We start from the raw sequence: 16,544 nt of genomic DNA, 5'->3' as shown, positions 1-16,544 counted from the left end.
ATGTTTTTGATGAAGATAATGCTGCCTCCTATCTTCAATTTAATACCAAGATCCTTAAAACCGATTTTATTGCTTTTGACGAGATCAGGGAAGAAATTGTGAATGTTTACATCCCATATGCAAACATTACCAACTACTTTTTTGAGCGCTATGGCGAATTTGAATACAGGCACAGTATGAGCATCTTGCTGGAATCCCTATTGGAGTTGGATCCAAATCCTGCACCGGTTGTTTACCTTCATGCTCATCAAAATCAATACGAATTAGTGATTATTGAGGATCAAAAACTACTTTTCGCTAATAGTTTTCAATATGATACGAAGGAGGATTTTCTATACTATCTCCTTTTTACTGCAGAACAGCTTAACCTGGATCCATTAAAATTTGAATTAATACTTCTTGGGAGTATCGAGAAAGAATCAGAGGAATATCAAATGGCCTGGAATTACATTAAGAACATTTCATTTTCCGGTCCGTTTCATCCCTACTCTTTTAAGGAAGAAGTAAATCCGGCAAATCAATTATCAGAATATCTAATTCTTAAAAGTTTATAATGAGAATAATTTCAGGAAGACATAAGGGACGAAGATTGGTTGCTCCATCCAAATTACCGGTGCGCCCAACCACAGACATGGCGAAAGAGGCATTATTCAATATCCTGAACAATCAATACCATCTCTCCAATATTAGTGTGCTGGATCTTTTTGCGGGCACAGGAAACATCTCTTACGAATTTGCCGCCAGAGGTTCAGAAGAAGTTACCGCAGTTGATGCCAATTTTGATTGCGTAAAATTTATAAAGAAAACGGCAGCGGAACTTGAATTCCCTATTCTCACCATCAAAAGCGATGTATATAAATATCTGGAAAATGCTTCGGTTAAAGCAGACTTGATTTTTGCCGATCCTCCATATAATTTCGAGAAGGCCGAATTTGAAAAAATTGCCACGCTGGTATTTACCAATAATTTGCTGAACGAGGACGGCCAATTGATCATCGAACATTCCAAACATACAGACCTTTCTGATGTTCCAAATTTTGTTAACAGCAGAAAATATGGAAGTTCAGTTTTTAGTTTCTTCGAATAAATGGGTATCTTAGGAAATGGATCATCCTGTTAAAGAAATTTCTCTTTCTTATGTACACCTCGTAATTTATAAATCATATTTAATTGCCACCATTAAGGAGGATGAATTAATTGATTTTGAAAGAATCGAGGAATTAAGAAGTATCTGCCATGACGAGTTTGGTAATAGAAAATTTGTTTATATAAGCGACAGAAAATATAAATACAATGTAAACCCTGTGGTTTACATCGATCTTATCCAAAAAAACACTCTCCTGGGAATTGGTATAATTTTAAAGGAATTTGATCAGGCCAGTGTGACCAACTTCGAGAAAAAATTCGCCACCGTTCCTTTTGAAATGTTCCATACCAGAGAAGAGGCGATCGCCTGGGCGAACAGGCTTTTAAAGAATAGTTCTTCTTAATGCAAAAAAACAGATTCAGGATACTTCAATTTTTCTTCTTACTACTCTCCTATTCTATGATTTCTCAGAACTACGAATTATTATGGCATGACGAATTTAATACTGAAGGTAAACCTAATCCGGAATTCTGGAATTACGAAACAGGTTTCATCCGAAACCTGGAAAAACAGATTTATACAAAACGTAAAAGGAATGTAAGGGTCAAAGATGGCAAACTCGAAATAACTGCCCGAAGGGAGACCTATTATAATAAAAAATTCAATTCCGTTATTAAGAATTACAGATATAATACCCAGTTTGCAAATTACACTTCTGGCAGTATACACACCCGTGGTAAAATTGAAATTACCTATGGACGAATAGATATAAGTGCCAAATTACCTGAAGGTAAAGGTCTGTGGCCCGCCATTTGGATGTTAGGCGCAAACTTCAAAGAAGTTGCCTATCCAAATGCCGGCGAGATAGATATTATGGAACATGTAGGAAAGGATTCCTTGATAATACATGGCACGGTTCATTACCCCTGGGATAATAATACTGGATATAAATCTTCCACAGCCAGTACCAGCCTGGAAAACCCTTCAAAGCAATATCATCTTTACTCAGCGGTGTGGACTCCTGAGAAAATCGACTTTTTGGTTGATGGGAAAGTCTACCATAGTTTTAAAATTTCAGAAGCGAAGCCTGAAAACAATCCATTTCATAAACCGTTCTACTTAATTATAAATCTCGCTGTAGGTGGAAACTGGCCGGGGGAAATTGAGAAAGATATCTTTCCGCAGAAACTTTTTATAGACTATGTGCGGGTTTATAAACTAAAAAAATAAAGCAGGCCTATAAGCCGGATTCTGTATCCCGGTAATTGACCGGGATCCTTATCATTTATCTGCGATTAGTGTTACCACTAATCTTTAGCTGCCTACCCTCCGGCAACGGACGGGCGATCCTTAAATGCCGGTATACATGGCATTGCACCGCATAGAGTTTACCTGATTTCACTACAGCTTAACCTGTACATCCTTTCTGTTGCACTGGTCCTGATCTCACGACCGGTGGGCGTTACCCACTATACTGCCCTGTGGTGTCCGGACTTTCCTCCCCGAAATAATGTCGGAACGATAAGGCGGCCTGCTTCGGGGGCAAATGTAAGTTAAAATATGTTGATTTCTTCCCATATTTGTTCATAAAAAACAGGGTGTACCACCCTCATTAGGCCTGTGATTTTTATATTTGTAGTTCAATAAATTTTGATGGAGCATTTTGTAGTATCAGCAAGAAAATACAGACCACAAACTTTTAAAGATGTGGTAGGCCAACAGGCGATCACCAATACTCTTGCCAATGCAATTAGTAACAATCACCTGGCCCAGGCTTTGCTATTCACCGGGCCACGAGGTGTTGGAAAAACGACTTGTGCCCGTATTCTGGCCAAAATGATCAATAATGATGGTACTCAAAGCCCGGATGAGGACTTCGCCTTCAATATTTTTGAATTGGATGCCGCATCCAATAACTCGGTAGACGATATTCGTAATCTTATCGACCAGGTAAGGATCCCTCCACAGGTTGGAAATTACAAAGTGTATATTATTGATGAGGTGCATATGCTCTCGCCTTCAGCCTTTAACGCATTTCTTAAGACCCTCGAAGAACCGCCAAAACACGCGATCTTTATTCTCGCAACTACCGAAAAACATAAGATAATTCCAACCATTTTGTCCCGTTGCCAGATCTTTGACTTTAAAAGGATCACGGTATCTGATGCCAGACAATATCTGGGATATATCGCAGAACAGGAAGGCGTAAATGCCGAAGAGGACGCCCTGCACATAATTGCTCAAAAAGCAGATGGTGCTATGAGGGATGCCCTTTCCATATACGATAGGGTGGTTAGTTTTAGTGGTGCCAATCTTACCAGACAGGCAGTAACAGAAAATCTAAATGTCCTGGATTATGATACCTACATGCAGGTAACAGATCTAATCCTGGAAAATGATATTCCACAACTACTCATAAAGTTCAATGATATTCTTACCACAGGATTTGATGGTCATCATTTTATTGCCGGTTTAGCCTCTCATTTCAGGGACCTTCTGGTATGCAAGGATCAAAAAACCATCAAACTTCTGGAAGTTGGCGAGCAAACCAAAGCAAAATATTTTGAGCAGTCTCAAAAGACTTCTCATCAATTTTTACTTGAAGCGATTGAGCTTGCCAATAATTGCGACTTAAAATATAAGACCAGCCAGAATCAGCGTTTACTGGTAGAACTTTGTCTTATGCAACTTGCCTCTGTTACTTTTGAGGCCGAAAAAAAAAAGTCTGACCGTAAAATAATTCCCCCTTCCCATTTTGAGCAATCTGCGGTAAATATTTCTACCGAAAAGAAAAACCTCATCAGGGATAATGAACATGATACTTCTTCCCCTTCAGAAGAGACAGGTCAGGCGACGGCCGGAAAAGCTGTAGAAAGTTGTGCAACCGAGGCTGAAGAAAACTATTATTCTGAAACCAATCCTTCAGCTAAAACTGAAGAACAAGTCCAACCTGTAACCACCTCTGAAAGTTCAGAAGTAAGGCAGGAACAAAAATCTGCAGTTGATCAAACTGAACCTGTGAAACAGGAACCAGAAAAGAAAAGAGCATTCCCCGAAATTAAAAGAGAAAAGGTATCAGGCCTTTCCCTTAAAAGTATAGGCAAGAAGAAGGAACTGGTAGAAAAGCAAAAATCCATGAAACCTGTAGAAAAGGTAATGGACGACAGTTTTACTGAAGAAGACCTTGTTACCGCCTGGAAGAATTACACTGAGAAATTAAAGCACAAAGGAGAAAAGATCCTTGCCTCCATTCTTGAATCCCAGGTTCCTACTCTTAAAAACAAAGTTATTCACTTAACCTTTCCCAACGAGACCATGAGATTGGATCTTGAAAAGGAGGAGAATAGGTTAATGGCTTTTTTAAAGGCTGAATTGAGAAACACCTACATAACCCTGGAGGTTCATGTTAATGAAGCTATCTCAAAAAAATATGCCTTTACCCCTCAGGAAAAATATGAAAAACTGAAAGAAGCGAACCCTCTTTTAGACAAACTTAGAGCAACTTTTGATTTAGACGTTTGATTTATGTTAGGACTTAAATTACCCACAGATCCCAGATGGGCAGATATTGCTCAAAAGAACATTGAAGAAATTCTGGTAGACCATGCTTATTGTGAACAAAAAGCAGCATCTACCGCCATCTCTTTTATAGTAACCTATCCCGAATATTCCGAACTGGTAACAGCCATGACTGCTCTTGCCCGTGAGGAAATGGGACATTTTAAAATGGTTCACGACAGGCTGCTTAAAATGGGTTATGTAATGGGTCGGGATCGCAAAGACGAATATGTGCTTAAGCTTAGGGAATTCTTCCCGAAAGGCGGTAGCAGGGTAACCCAGATGGTTCATCGCTTATTGATCGCGGGACTGATTGAAGCAAGAAGCTGTGAGAGGTTCAGGTTATTATCTGAAGAACTTGATGACCCCGATCTGGCAAAATTCTACAGAGATCTGATGGTGAGCGAGGCTAACCATTATACCATGTTTCTCAAATTTGCGAGAAAGTATGGTGATCGCGAAGAAGTAGATAGAAAATGGCAGGAGCTGCTGGAATTTGAAGCTAAGGTCATGAAAGACCTTGGCAACAAAGAAACCATTCACGGCTAAGACTTTTTCCTTCTAGACTCGTTATAAAGAGATTTTATTATTCCATCTGCCAGTCCGATTTTTGGTACATGAATCCAATTGGCTTTTGCCCATTTCATAGAGTTCACATAGATCTTGGTAGCAGGGATGATAACATCTGCCCGGTCATTTTTTAGATCCAGCTCAGTGATCCTTTCTTCATAAGTATAGGAGTTTAATTTTTCATCATAATCTTTAAGATACTTCAGGCTTAAAGGCTTTCCTTCCTTTTTACCACTGGTCTTGAAAATATTATTAATATTTCCCCCGGAACCTATCAGGTCAATATTATCAAAATCATGCGTGGTTTCTTTTACCCATTCCCGCATTTCTTCCCAGGTTCTATGTTCAACCAGATCTTCCATCATTCTCACCGTACCAACTTTGAACGACCTTGACGTGATAGTCTTTCCATTACTGTACATAGTATATTCTGTACTTCCCCCCCCAACATCTACATATAGATAATTACAATCATTCTGGATCAGGGCATGAAGATCTGTTGCGGCAATAATCGCCGCCTCATGGCTCCCGTCAATGATCTCGATATCTATCCCGGATTTCTCCTTTATGATATTCGTGATCTCATTCCCGTTACTGGCCTCCCTCATTGCTGAAGTTGCGCAAGCCTTGTATTTTTCCACACCATGGGATTTCATCAACAGATTAAATGCATGCATGGTATCGATCATTCGGGTTGTGTTCTTATCTGAAACTTTCTTTTTTAGGAAAACATCTACCCCAAGCCGGATCGGCACCCTCACTAAAGAAGTCTTTCTAAAGTTGGTTTCCATTCCCTCCTTTTCAGTAATTGTGGAAACCAGAAGCCTTACGGCATTGGATCCAATATCTATAGCAGCGTAGGTTCTTTGTTTGATCATTACTCGTAAATTTCAGTTTTTCTTAAATAGTAATCATAAAGGGCAAACTGAGATCTAATCTTTTTGCCTTTAGTTACCCTATATGGATTCTCCATTCCCCGGCAATGTTTCCTGGCTTTTACATTGTCATTCCAGCTAATCTCAAACGTTTCAATCAATTCCTGTTTAACATCTTCATCATATATTGGACAGGAAATTTCCACTCGTTGATCCAGGTTTCTGGTCATGAAATCGGCAGAAGAAATATATACTTTTGGATTGTCATTATTCTGAAAAATAAACACCCTTGGATGTTCCAGGAATTTATCCACGATACTTATCGCTTCTATATTTTCACTGAGACCTTCTACTCCCGGAATTAGACAACAAATTCCTCTCACCAGTAATTTGATCTTTACCCCTGCTTTACTGGCCAGGTATAATTTGTCAATAATCCCGTTATCTGAAAGACTATTAAGCTTTAATCTTATCGATGCCGGTTTCCCGTTTTTGGCATTGTCAATTTCGGTTTGAATTAGGTTATAGATGACATTCCGCGTATAATGCGGAGAAACAATAAGGTGTTTATACTTATTCACTTTGTAATTGGTTTCGAAGAAGTCAAAAACCATGTTAACCTCTTTTAAAATTGCAGGGTTGGCGGTAAACAAGGTATAATCTGTATAAACCCTGGATGTATTTTCATTGAAGTTTCCGGTACTTATAAAACCATAACGTTTTAATTTACCATCTTCCTCACGTTCTATCACGCAAGTTTTACAATGCACTTTAAGGCCGGGTACACCAAAAATAAGGTTTACTCCTTCTTCCTGCATTTGTTCAGCATAACGAATATTGGCTACCTCATCAAATCTGGCTCTAAGTTCAATTTGCACAGTAACCTTTTTACCATTTTTCACCGCATTGATAAGAGAACTGGCTATGTGGGAGATCTTGGCTAACCTGTAAATAGTGATCTTTATGGTTCTTACCTTTGGATCAAGGGCCGCTTCCCTTAGGAATTTTACCACATAGGCAAAACTCTGGTAAGGTGTGTACAGGAGATAGTCTTTTTCGGCTATTCCCTTGAGGACACTGGTTTGCAGGATAAGACCCGGAATTGGTAATGGCTCCCTAACTTCGTATTGAAGGTCCTTTCTTCCCAGACTGGGGAAGTCCATGTAATCTCTCCGGTTATGATATCTACCGCCGGGTATAATACTGTCTGTCGACTCAATTCCCATCTTATTCATTAGATAGGTAAGAGTTTCGCTGTCTATATTTTTATCGTATACGAACCTTACCGGATCACCCTTGATACGATCTTTTACACTATCTGAAATCTTCTCGATAAAACTTTTACTCAGATCACTGTCCAGATCTAAACCGGCATCCCGGGTGATCTTGATCATGTGAGCAGATAAGCTCTCATAATTGAAAATATTGAAAATGGTATGAAGGTTATATCTAATTAGATCGTCCAGAAGGATAATGTACTGTTTGCCGTTCTCTTCAGGCAAAACAACAAACCTTTCAATATTACGGGGAATTTCTATAAGGACATATTTTTTATCCTTAACCTTTCTATTCAGGATCTTGGAGATACCTTCAGTTGCCTCAGTTTCTTCGGTCATTACCATTTTTACCGCGAGGTATGCTGCACTATCCTTTAAGGACGGCATTTCCGGAAGATCATTTAAGATAATGGTTACAAGAGCCGGGCTTACTTTACTTAAAAAAAAGGTCTTTAAAAAATCCTGCTGATTCCGGGTTACCTGATGCTCTTTTATAATATGTATATCATGATCTAAAAGCTTCTCATGAATATCCTCCAGGATCTTCAAACTTTCAGACTGTTGATCGATCACTATCTTGGTGATCTCCTCAAGTAATTTACTGGCTTTTATTCCACCAAGTACTCTTTTCCCTGCTTTTCCTGCCAGATCTATCCGTTTAACGGTGGCATACCTAACCTTAAAAAATTCGTCAAGGTTATTGGAAAAAATACCCAGAAATCTTAATCTTTCTATTAATGGAACAGTCTCATCTGCTGCTTCCTGTAAAACTCTGGCATTAAAGGACAACCAGCTTAATTCTCTATTGATATACCGTTTTTGAGCCATATAGTATTAGCGCAGGTTTTTTGGGAACAGGGTTAGCAATGTTTTTCCTTCTTCAATCTCTTTCCAGGTATTTACCTTAAAATCTATAACACATAAACCCGTGGTAGGTAAATTGTCAATATGTTTATCGCCTAATGAATTTACCAGAATGGTCAGGGCTGGGTTATGTGCAAAAATCATTAATTTTTCACGATCGTCCGGACATGTTTGAATAAAAGACAGGAGTTCATTTTGATTGAATGTATATAGCTCTTCCTTTATCTCAAAATCACTATCTGGCACGTTTAGTTTTTCCTTGAACATCTTAGCAGTTTCATGCGCCCTAACGGCGTAACTACTCCATAGCAGGGCTCCCGGTTTATAAAAATGATCAAAAGCTTTCAATACCACTTCTGCATCTTTATAACCTCTTTTTTTTAAAGGCCTTTTATGATCTGGCAAATCATTATCCCAGGAAGATTTACCATGACGTACTAAGATTAATCGTTTCATATTTTAAGGTGCTAAACGTTCAATATTCCAGTTTCCGGCATTTAACGAAAATCTAATCCTGTCATGAAGCCGGCTTCTCCTGCCCTGCCAGAATTCGAACGAACGGGGTTTTACAATATACCCTCCCCAGGATTGAGGTAATGGTATTTCTTTTCCTTCTAGGTCCTGCTCCAGTTTATTTAACTTTTCTTCCAGAACAGTTCTTGATTCAATCTGAGAACTTTGATCAGAGGCTAGAGCACCTAACTGACTTCCTCTTGGCCGGGAATGAAAATAGGCTTCAGAAGCTTCTTTTGAAATCTTCTCTGCCATCCCCTGAATTATAATTTGTTTTTCCAGAGCAGGCCAGAAAAATGAAATACAACATTGAGGGTTTTCTTCTAAGGCCCTGCCTTTTTCAGAACTGTAATTTGTATAAAAATAGAACCCTTGGAGATCATATCCTTTAAGAAGTACAATTCTGGTTTTAGGCATCATATCTTTTCCTACCGTAGAAATACTCATCGCATTAGCTTCGTCAACTTCAGGACTGGCATCTGCAGTTTCAAACCAGGATCTAAACAGGATGAATGGGTCATTGGGAATATCTTTTTCTAAAAGCATCCCTTTTTCATATGATTTACGGTAATCCTTAAGGTCACGGTTCATTATGATACAATCTTTGCTGCAATTTACGAGATTAATATTAGGGAAAAAACTAATTATCTTAGGTGATTCCTCTTAAAGATAGAAATATAAATCAGGCTTTTAACACATAAAAAATAAAAGTAGTCCGTGAACTACTAAGAGTTTCAGAAATATATTACATAGAATCTGACAAAATTGAATCTTTTCTTACAGGAAATCCCCCAATAATATTTTTTATCCCTACAAATTTAACATAATTTAAGAGTGTAATTCCTTCAAATATAGCTGATTACAAAATCAGCTTATGGTGGTTTATCGAGATTTTTACCTTTTTCGCCTATTAATTTAAATAACTGATTGGCAGGATATTAAATTGTAATAATTTTACTTCATACACCAATAGATACGACCCCCCACTTCTTTGGTTTTTATTCTATTACCACATATACCTACCTGATTTATTCCCCCCAAATCACGATCATATCATTAAAACCGGTATGTAAACCACCTAACAATGTATAGTATACATATTGTTTGCACCAATATGTAATGATAGCCCCCCAAATCATTTTGCTCGCGAATGGCGATGGTATAAATTATTGATGAGTCTAAAACATTATTATATGATTTGGAAAACTACATTTCGGTATGTGAATGTGACCTTGATTGGTCTGAACATTCAAAAGATTAAATTTTCAAGAGGACTTCTAAGCATTGTTCTAATGGGGTTTATGTGTTTGATTAATTTTAATCAGGCTTTTGCACAAACTTACATTCCTATCCTGGATCCTCCCGGAAGATTTGAAATTGACGGCAATCTTACAGCTAAAGATGTTCCAGATGGTATTGACTGGGCTCCTTTTTGGAACGGGAACGAATATGTATTAAGTGGTAATAATTATATATTCTTCGAAGAAGAAAAGCTTATTAATGGACAATTAAAAACTGTTACTAGTGCTGTAGATCCCAATACCTCTGTATTTGTAATCGACCCTATTGAATCAGCTTTAGATAGTGTTTTTGGTGGTGGGTTAAAATATACTGATGATCCAACCCAATGGAAAAGTAAACAGGCAGGTGCCAGTCCCGGAAAAGGTGATATGAGCACGGCTTTTTACCATATATCGAGAAACTCTCAGGGAGACCAGTGGTTGTTTGTAGGGAGTGACCGACTTAAAAATAACGGTACCAGTTATATAGATTTTGAATTTTTTCAGGGAGGAGTTTTTCACGATCCTTCTACCAGCTCTTTCACCACTACTAATGCCAATGGTAAAGGTAGAAGTGAAGGTGATTTTCTTATCTCCGTTAAATATAGCAACGGTGGATCTAATGCTACCGTACAGTTCTTTATATGGGAAAATAACACCTATGTTGAGTATACTGCATCTATTGGAGCTAACGACGCCTTTGCTTCAGGAAATACTACGGTGATTAGAAGACCTTTTACCAATAGTAACGCTTCAGTATATGATTCGTATTTATTTGTAGAAGCCGGATTAAATATGACCAAAATTTTTAACGGAATTGCAGGTCAGCTTTGTGATGGAATTGAACTGGAATCATTACTGGTTAAAACCAAAACCTCAACTTCAGATAGCGCCCAGTTAATAGACTTTATTGGACCGGTTCCCGTAGATATTTTCTTTGGAGCAGCGAGGATAACTTACGAACCTAACCCGGTTTGCGAAAACTTTCCGGACACCTATACTCCAAAAATTGAAGGAGTTAAAAATGGAACTTTCACTGCTCCCAGTCCGCTAGGCCTAAAATTTGTAGATCAGGATGCGAATGGTAAAAGTGAAAGTGGAGTCATAGATATCGCCGATAGTGCTCCGGGGACATATGAGATAATATATACTTTTGACAGCTATGGGTGTGAAGATCTTACTTCAACCTATGAAGTCACCATCCAGGCATTACCAGATAATCCTGATACTAATACAAGTTATAATAATGGAGGTTTTAGTCAGTGTGATACGGGCCAAGTCTTAAATGCCAATAATGCCATTGAATCCAGTCCAGGCACAGATATAGTTTGGTACGATACGGTTGATGGAACTACCCCTGTGTTATCTCCTACACTATCTGTCCCGGGAACAAAATCCTATTGGGCAGAAGCAGTTTCTCAAAATGGTGGATGTATTAGTGATGGAAGAACAGAGGTTGTTTTACAATTAAAGGAAAAACCCGTAGCTAATCCAGATTTAAATTCCACAGATGAGGATACGCCGTTGACCATCAGTGTCATCGCCAACGATACAGATCTTGAAGATGATAGTTTAGTGATAACTGCAGTAACTGATCCTGATAATGGAACAGCACAAATAATTGGTAATGAAATCAAATATTCACCAGATGCCAATTTTCATGGGGTCGATACGTTTGTTTATACCATTACAGATAATGACTGTGGAACAGATACTGCCCTAGTAACAGTTACGGTAAATTCTCTTAACGATGCACCTGTTGCTCAACCAGATGCGATAAGAGTCAATGAAGGTGGTGTTGCGACCACTTTAGTACCAGTGAATAATGTTGTAAATAATACTGTTCTGGCGAATGATATTGATGTTGACGGAGATGCCCTTACCGCTGTTTTGGTAGATAATGTTTCACATGGGACTCTTATTCTTAACGAAAATGGAACATTTACCTATACTCATAATGGTTCAGAAACTCCTTCAACAGATAGTTTTACCTATAAAGTCTATGATGGCAAGGTGTTCAGTAATACGGTTACAGTGATCATTACCATTATCCCTGTTAATGATGCTCCGGTTGCAAACGACGATACTTTTAGTGGAAATGAAGATACAAACATTGGCGTGACCTTAAGTGGTAGCGATGTTGATGGGACCATTGAAAGCTTCAAAATTAAAAGTCTGCCATCTAATGGTGTTCTTAAATTAACGACGGTTGTTCTAAAAGTGGGAGACCTTATCCCATTATCAAATCAGGCAGCCTTGATTTTTGCTCCGGCTTTAAATTATAATGGCTCACCAACTTTTACTTATTCTGCCATAGATAATGATGGACTTGAGGGAAATATTGCCACAATTACTATAAATGTACTTCCCGTAAATGATGCTCCGAAAATTACAAATAACAATAGTTTACCAACCAATTTTAAACTTTTTCCTGAAAACAGCACCAGCCCTGTCATAGATTGGGATGCTACAGATGTTGATGGAGAAACTGAAGAAAATGAAAAGCTTACGTATGCCCTTACCGGCGAGGACGCCAACTTATTTACTTTAAATCCAAATACCGGAATTCTTAAATTTTTAAGTCCGCCAGATTTTGAAGCACCAGTAGATTCAAATACAGATAATATTTACAATGTAACAGTAACGGTAAGTGATGTTGCCGGTCTAACCGATGTACAAGATTTGGCTATTACAGTGACGAATGAAGTGGAGTCTTCCAACTTTAGTATAAATCCTATTGAGGATGTTGAGATAGCTGAAAATACTCCATACATAAGTGTAACACCAGTTATTTCCGGAACTCCTATTGGAAACACCGTGGTTTACAGTATTAGTGGTGGTGCAGATGCAAGTTTATTTACCATCAACCCTATTACAGGAGTCGTTAAAATGGATCCTAAGGACTACGAAAACCCGGTAGATTCTGATGCTAACAACTCTTATGAAATAACCATCCGGGCTACAGATCTTGATAATAACAGTGATGAGGAATCCTGGATTGTATATATCACTAATACAAATGACAATGCACCTGTAGCTGTTACAGATCAGATAGAGGTGAATGAAGGAGGATCAATTAACGTTTTACAATCGGGTTTTAATTCTGTATTGGCAAATGATACAGATGCAGATGGGAACCCTTTGACAGCTATCTTAGTTAGTGGAGTACAGCATGGAACTCTAACGCTGAATCCTGATGGAACTTTTATCTATAAACATAATGGTGAGGAAGAATTTAGTGATAGTTTCACTTATAAAGCTAACGATGGAACTTTCGATAGTAACCCTGTAGTTGTAACTATTAATATTATACCGGTAAACGATGCACCGGTTGCTGTTGCAGATGCGATCCAGGTAGATGAAGGGGCCAGCACCTCCACTCTGGTTTCAACCGAGACAAGTGTTTTAAAGAATGATACTGATCCTGATAGTAATAATCTAACAGCCATATTAGTAAGCGGAGTAACCAATGGTACGCTAACTCTTAATCCAGATGGCACATTTATTTATACACATGATGGTTCTGAGACGACTTCAGATAGTTTTAAGTATAAAGCGAACGATGGAGATAAGGATAGTAATACGGTCACCGTAACTATCACAATAAAACCAGTAAACGATGCTCCTAAAGCAGTAAATGATGCTATTCTGGTTGATGAGAACGAAACAGCAACCTCTCTGGTTTCAGGTGAAGCTTCGGTATTGTTTAATGATACAGATGCAGAAAATAATACTCTTACCGCAATTCTTGTTAAAGATGTAGATCATGGAACCTTGATTTTGAACAGTGATGGTACCTTCTCTTATGAACATGATGGTTCAGAAACATTAACAGACAGTTTTACCTATAAAGCGAATGATGGGAACCTGGACAGCAATGTTGCCACAGTATCAATTACGATCACACCTGTGAATGATGTACCAATTGCCAATGAAGATTATATTGAAGTGAACGAAGGGGCTACTGCTACTATCCTGGAAAGCGGAAAACTAAGTGTACTTGAAAATGACACCGATGGCGATGGTGATAACCTTACTGTAATTTTGGTGGACAATGTTCAACACGGTACTTTAATCTTAAACGACGATGGCACATTTAGTTATGAACATGATGGAACTGAAACTACATCAGATAAATTCACTTATAAGGTAAGTGATGCCAAAGCTGAAAGTAATATTGCCACCGTGTGGATCACTATTATTGAAGTAAACGATCCGCCGGTTGCGGCCAACAAGTTTTTCAGTGGAGATGAGGATACATCTATCGATATCATCCTAACCGCAACAGATGTAGATGGTACGATCCAGTTCATTACGATTGAATCCATCCTGGCAAAAGGTGATCTAACCCTGAACAATTCGGTTCTTACTGCCGGACAACAAATTTCACCGGAAGACGCTAAGAAACTGGTCTTTATTCCAGAACCAGATTTTAACGGAGCTACCTTATTTACCTATTCAGCAACAGATGATGATGACCAGAAGGGAAATATTGCAACAGTGAATATTGCTGTAGATGAGGTTAATGATGCACCGGTAATTACAAATAATAGTAGTTTACCAGAGAACGCCACTACCTATATTGAAAATAGCACCAACCCTGTTATAGACTGGGATGCTACAGATGTTGATGGGGAGACAGAAAACGGAGGCGGCCTTACCTATGCCCTAACCGGAGAAGACGCTGCTTTATTCACCCTAAACACAGATACAGGTGTACTTGAATTTATTACCACTCCAGATTTTGAAGATCCTTCAGATCTTGATGGGGACAATGTTTATAAAGTTATTGTTACTGTAAGAGATGAGGCCGGGGAAACCGATATACAATCTCTGGATATAACCGTTTTAAATGAAGTAGAATCGGCGATATTCAATATCAACCCTATAGATGATATCTCTATTGCAGAAAACACTCCATATACCAGTGTTCAACCTACTATTAACGGTACACCAATTGGAACGGTAACTTACAGTATTAGCGGAGGATTAGACGCAAGCCTATTCACCATTGATCCGGAAACCGGAATTGTAAAAATGGATGCAAAAGATTATGAAAATCCTATAGATTCAGATGCCAACAACACTTATCAGGTTACAATTAAAGCTACAGATTCTGATAATAACAGCGATGAAGAAACCTGGGTAGTTAGTATTACGAACATTAACGATAACATCCCGGTTGCAGAGGCTGATAAAATTATTGTGAATGAAGGAGGGACAGCAACTTCATTAGCATCCGGCAAGGATAGTGTATTGGAGAATGATACCGATGCCGATAATGACGTTTTAACAGCTATTCTTGTAGATGGAGTAAATCATGGAACCCTGACCTTAAATAGTGACGGTACTTTTACATATACTCACGATGGGTCTGAAACTATATCGGACAGTTTTACTTATAAAGCCAATGACGGGGATAATGATAGTAATACTGTAACGGTCGACATCGAAATTATAGAGGTTAATGATCCACCGGTTGCTGACGATAAATTTTTCAGCGGTGACGAGGATACAGATATCGATATCTCTTTAAGTGCAGATGATATAGATGGAACCATTCAGTTCTTTACCATAAAATCTTTATCCAATGATGGAGATCTCAGCCTTAATAATACGCTGGTAGAAATTGGTCAGGAAATCCCAATTGCTGATTTTGACAAATTAGTGTTTAGTCCGGCACAGGATTATAATGGAATAACTTCATTCACTTATTCGGCAACAGATGACGATAATCTGGAAGGAAATATTGCTACCGTAGAAATCACTGTAGTACCGGTTAATGATGCTCCGGTTATTACAAACTTCGATAGTGCTCCATTCCAGGCCATTAATGTGATTGAAAACAGCACCAGTAATGTAATAGACTGGGAAGCCACAGATGTGGATAATGAAACTGAAGAGAACGGGAAACTTACCTATTCACTTAGTGGTGGTGATGCAGGTTTATTCGAATTGGATCCTAATACCGGAATTCTAAACTTCTTAACTCCTCCAAATTTTGAATCACCTCAGGATGCAGATGCAGATAACGTATATAATGTGACCGTAACTGTAAAAGATCTTGCAGGAGAAAAAGACGAACAAACTTTAGCGATAACCATTACTGATGAAGTGGAATTTGCCGATTTTGAAATTGATGCCATTGCAGATGTTTCCATTCCTGAAAATACTCCTTACACCAGTGTTACACCAACTATAACCGGAACACCTATTGGAACTATTACTTATAGCATAAGCGGCGGAACAGATGCTGCGCTATTCACCATAGATCCCGAAACCGGAGTTGTAAAAATGGATCCTAAGGATTACGAATTCCCTGAAGATTCAGATGCCAACAACACTTATGTGGTTACCATCAAAGCAACAGATTCAGACGATAATAGCGATGAAGAAACCTGGGTAGTAAGTATTACAAATGAAAATGATAATACTCCGGTTGCCCTGGAAGATGAAATAATCGTGGAAGAAGGCGGAGCAGCTACTGTTCTGGTTTCAGGTGAGGTAAGTGTCCTGGCTA

Annotated in this window: 11 protein-coding genes and 1 other RNA gene; 7 read left to right on the top strand and 5 right to left on the bottom strand. The window is 38.5% G+C overall.

Translation table 11 applies throughout. From position 1 onward, the window contains the following. From ACNKXV_RS06985 to ACNKXV_RS06970, 4 genes are all read left to right on the top strand, one after another. On the top strand, positions 1–554 hold a 554-nt coding region (locus ACNKXV_RS06985), incomplete at its 5' end, for a DUF3822 family protein (protein WP_417906999.1). Continuing rightward, complete coding sequence (locus ACNKXV_RS06980; protein WP_417906998.1) at positions 554–1,087, top strand: RsmD family RNA methyltransferase; 534 nt, start codon at positions 554–556, stop codon at positions 1,085–1,087. The genes ACNKXV_RS06985 and ACNKXV_RS06980, both read left to right, overlap by 1 nt. Positions 1,088–1,103: 16 nt before the next feature. Further along, entirely contained in the window at positions 1,104–1,490 is a 387-nt protein-coding gene (locus ACNKXV_RS06975) for a hypothetical protein (protein ID WP_417906997.1), read from the top strand. Continuing rightward, the gene (locus ACNKXV_RS06970) at positions 1,490–2,317 is read left to right on the top strand and encodes a glycoside hydrolase family 16 protein (protein ID WP_417906996.1); all 828 of its coding nucleotides are present in this window, start codon (positions 1,490–1,492) and stop codon (positions 2,315–2,317) included. The genes ACNKXV_RS06975 and ACNKXV_RS06970 overlap by 1 nt, the downstream gene beginning before the upstream one ends. Here ACNKXV_RS06970 and rnpB read toward each other — a convergent pair. Further along, an RNA gene (rnpB, locus tag ACNKXV_RS06965) (RNase P RNA component class A) lies at positions 2,312–2,625 on the bottom strand. The two genes, ACNKXV_RS06970 and rnpB, sit on opposite strands and share 6 nt — an antisense overlap. Before the next feature lie 115 nt (positions 2,626–2,740). On the opposite strand from rnpB, the gene ACNKXV_RS06960 reads away from it, so the two are divergent. After that, positions 2,741–4,609, top strand: coding sequence for a DNA polymerase III subunit gamma/tau (locus ACNKXV_RS06960; RefSeq protein WP_417906995.1), 1,869 nt, complete (start codon positions 2,741–2,743; stop codon positions 4,607–4,609). 3 nt (positions 4,610–4,612) lie between these two features. After that, positions 4,613–5,194 carry a MiaE family protein gene (locus tag ACNKXV_RS06955; protein ID WP_417906994.1) on the top strand — a complete coding sequence of 194 codons (582 nt, stop codon included), beginning with the start codon at positions 4,613–4,615 and terminating at the stop codon, positions 5,192–5,194. Here ACNKXV_RS06955 and ACNKXV_RS06950 read toward each other — a convergent pair. The 4 genes from ACNKXV_RS06950 to pdxH are packed head-to-tail and all read right to left on the bottom strand — an operon-like array spanning position 5,191 to position 9,335. Continuing rightward, positions 5,191–6,093 (bottom strand): Ppx/GppA phosphatase family protein, encoded by a 903-nt coding sequence (locus ACNKXV_RS06950; protein ID WP_417906993.1) that lies wholly within the window; start codon positions 6,091–6,093, stop codon positions 5,191–5,193. The two genes, ACNKXV_RS06955 and ACNKXV_RS06950, sit on opposite strands and share 4 nt — an antisense overlap. Further along, complete coding sequence (ppk1, locus tag ACNKXV_RS06945) at positions 6,093–8,195, bottom strand: polyphosphate kinase 1 (protein WP_417906992.1); 2,103 nt, start codon at positions 8,193–8,195, stop codon at positions 6,093–6,095. Before ppk1 ends, ACNKXV_RS06950 begins: the two co-directional genes overlap by 1 nt. Positions 8,196–8,201: 6 nt before the next feature. Beyond that, positions 8,202–8,687 (bottom strand): SixA phosphatase family protein, encoded by a 486-nt coding sequence (locus tag ACNKXV_RS06940; RefSeq protein WP_417906991.1) that lies wholly within the window; start codon positions 8,685–8,687, stop codon positions 8,202–8,204. 3 nt (positions 8,688–8,690) lie between these two features. Beyond that, positions 8,691–9,335, bottom strand: coding sequence for a pyridoxamine 5'-phosphate oxidase (pdxH, locus tag ACNKXV_RS06935; RefSeq protein ID WP_417906990.1), 645 nt, complete (start codon positions 9,333–9,335; stop codon positions 8,691–8,693). A gap of 602 nt (positions 9,336–9,937) precedes the next feature. On the opposite strand from pdxH, the gene ACNKXV_RS06930 reads away from it, so the two are divergent. Further along, the coding region (locus tag ACNKXV_RS06930; RefSeq protein ID WP_417906989.1) for an Ig-like domain-containing protein at positions 9,938–16,544 on the top strand (6,607 nt) is incomplete at its 3' end.

Source organism: Christiangramia aquimixticola (genome assembly GCF_048285835.1).
In the GTDB taxonomy this organism is placed as follows: domain Bacteria; phylum Bacteroidota; class Bacteroidia; order Flavobacteriales; family Flavobacteriaceae; genus Christiangramia; species Christiangramia aquimixticola.
This window is presented reverse-complemented; position numbering and strand designations above follow the sequence as displayed.

Bases quoted from the DNA above. Each gene is read 5' to 3' on its own strand.
- ACNKXV_RS06955 (WP_417906994.1), top strand. From the start codon at position 4,613: ATGTTAGGACTTAAATTACCCACAGATCCCAGATGGGCAGATATTGCT.
- ACNKXV_RS06975 (WP_417906997.1), top strand. From the start codon at position 1,104: ATGGATCATCCTGTTAAAGAAATTTCTCTTTCTTATGTACACCTCGTA.
- pdxH (WP_417906990.1), bottom strand. From the start codon at position 9,335: ATGAACCGTGACCTTAAGGATTACCGTAAATCATATGAAAAAGGGATG.
- ACNKXV_RS06940 (WP_417906991.1), bottom strand. From the start codon at position 8,687: ATGAAACGATTAATCTTAGTACGTCATGGTAAATCTTCCTGGGATAAT.
- ACNKXV_RS06960 (WP_417906995.1), top strand. From the start codon at position 2,741: ATGGAGCATTTTGTAGTATCAGCAAGAAAATACAGACCACAAACTTTT.
- ppk1 (WP_417906992.1), bottom strand. From the start codon at position 8,195: ATGGCTCAAAAACGGTATATCAATAGAGAATTAAGCTGGTTGTCCTTT.
- ACNKXV_RS06970 (WP_417906996.1), top strand. From the start codon at position 1,490: ATGCAAAAAAACAGATTCAGGATACTTCAATTTTTCTTCTTACTACTC.
- ACNKXV_RS06980 (WP_417906998.1), top strand. From the start codon at position 554: ATGAGAATAATTTCAGGAAGACATAAGGGACGAAGATTGGTTGCTCCA.
- ACNKXV_RS06950 (WP_417906993.1), bottom strand. From the start codon at position 6,093: ATGATCAAACAAAGAACCTACGCTGCTATAGATATTGGATCCAATGCC.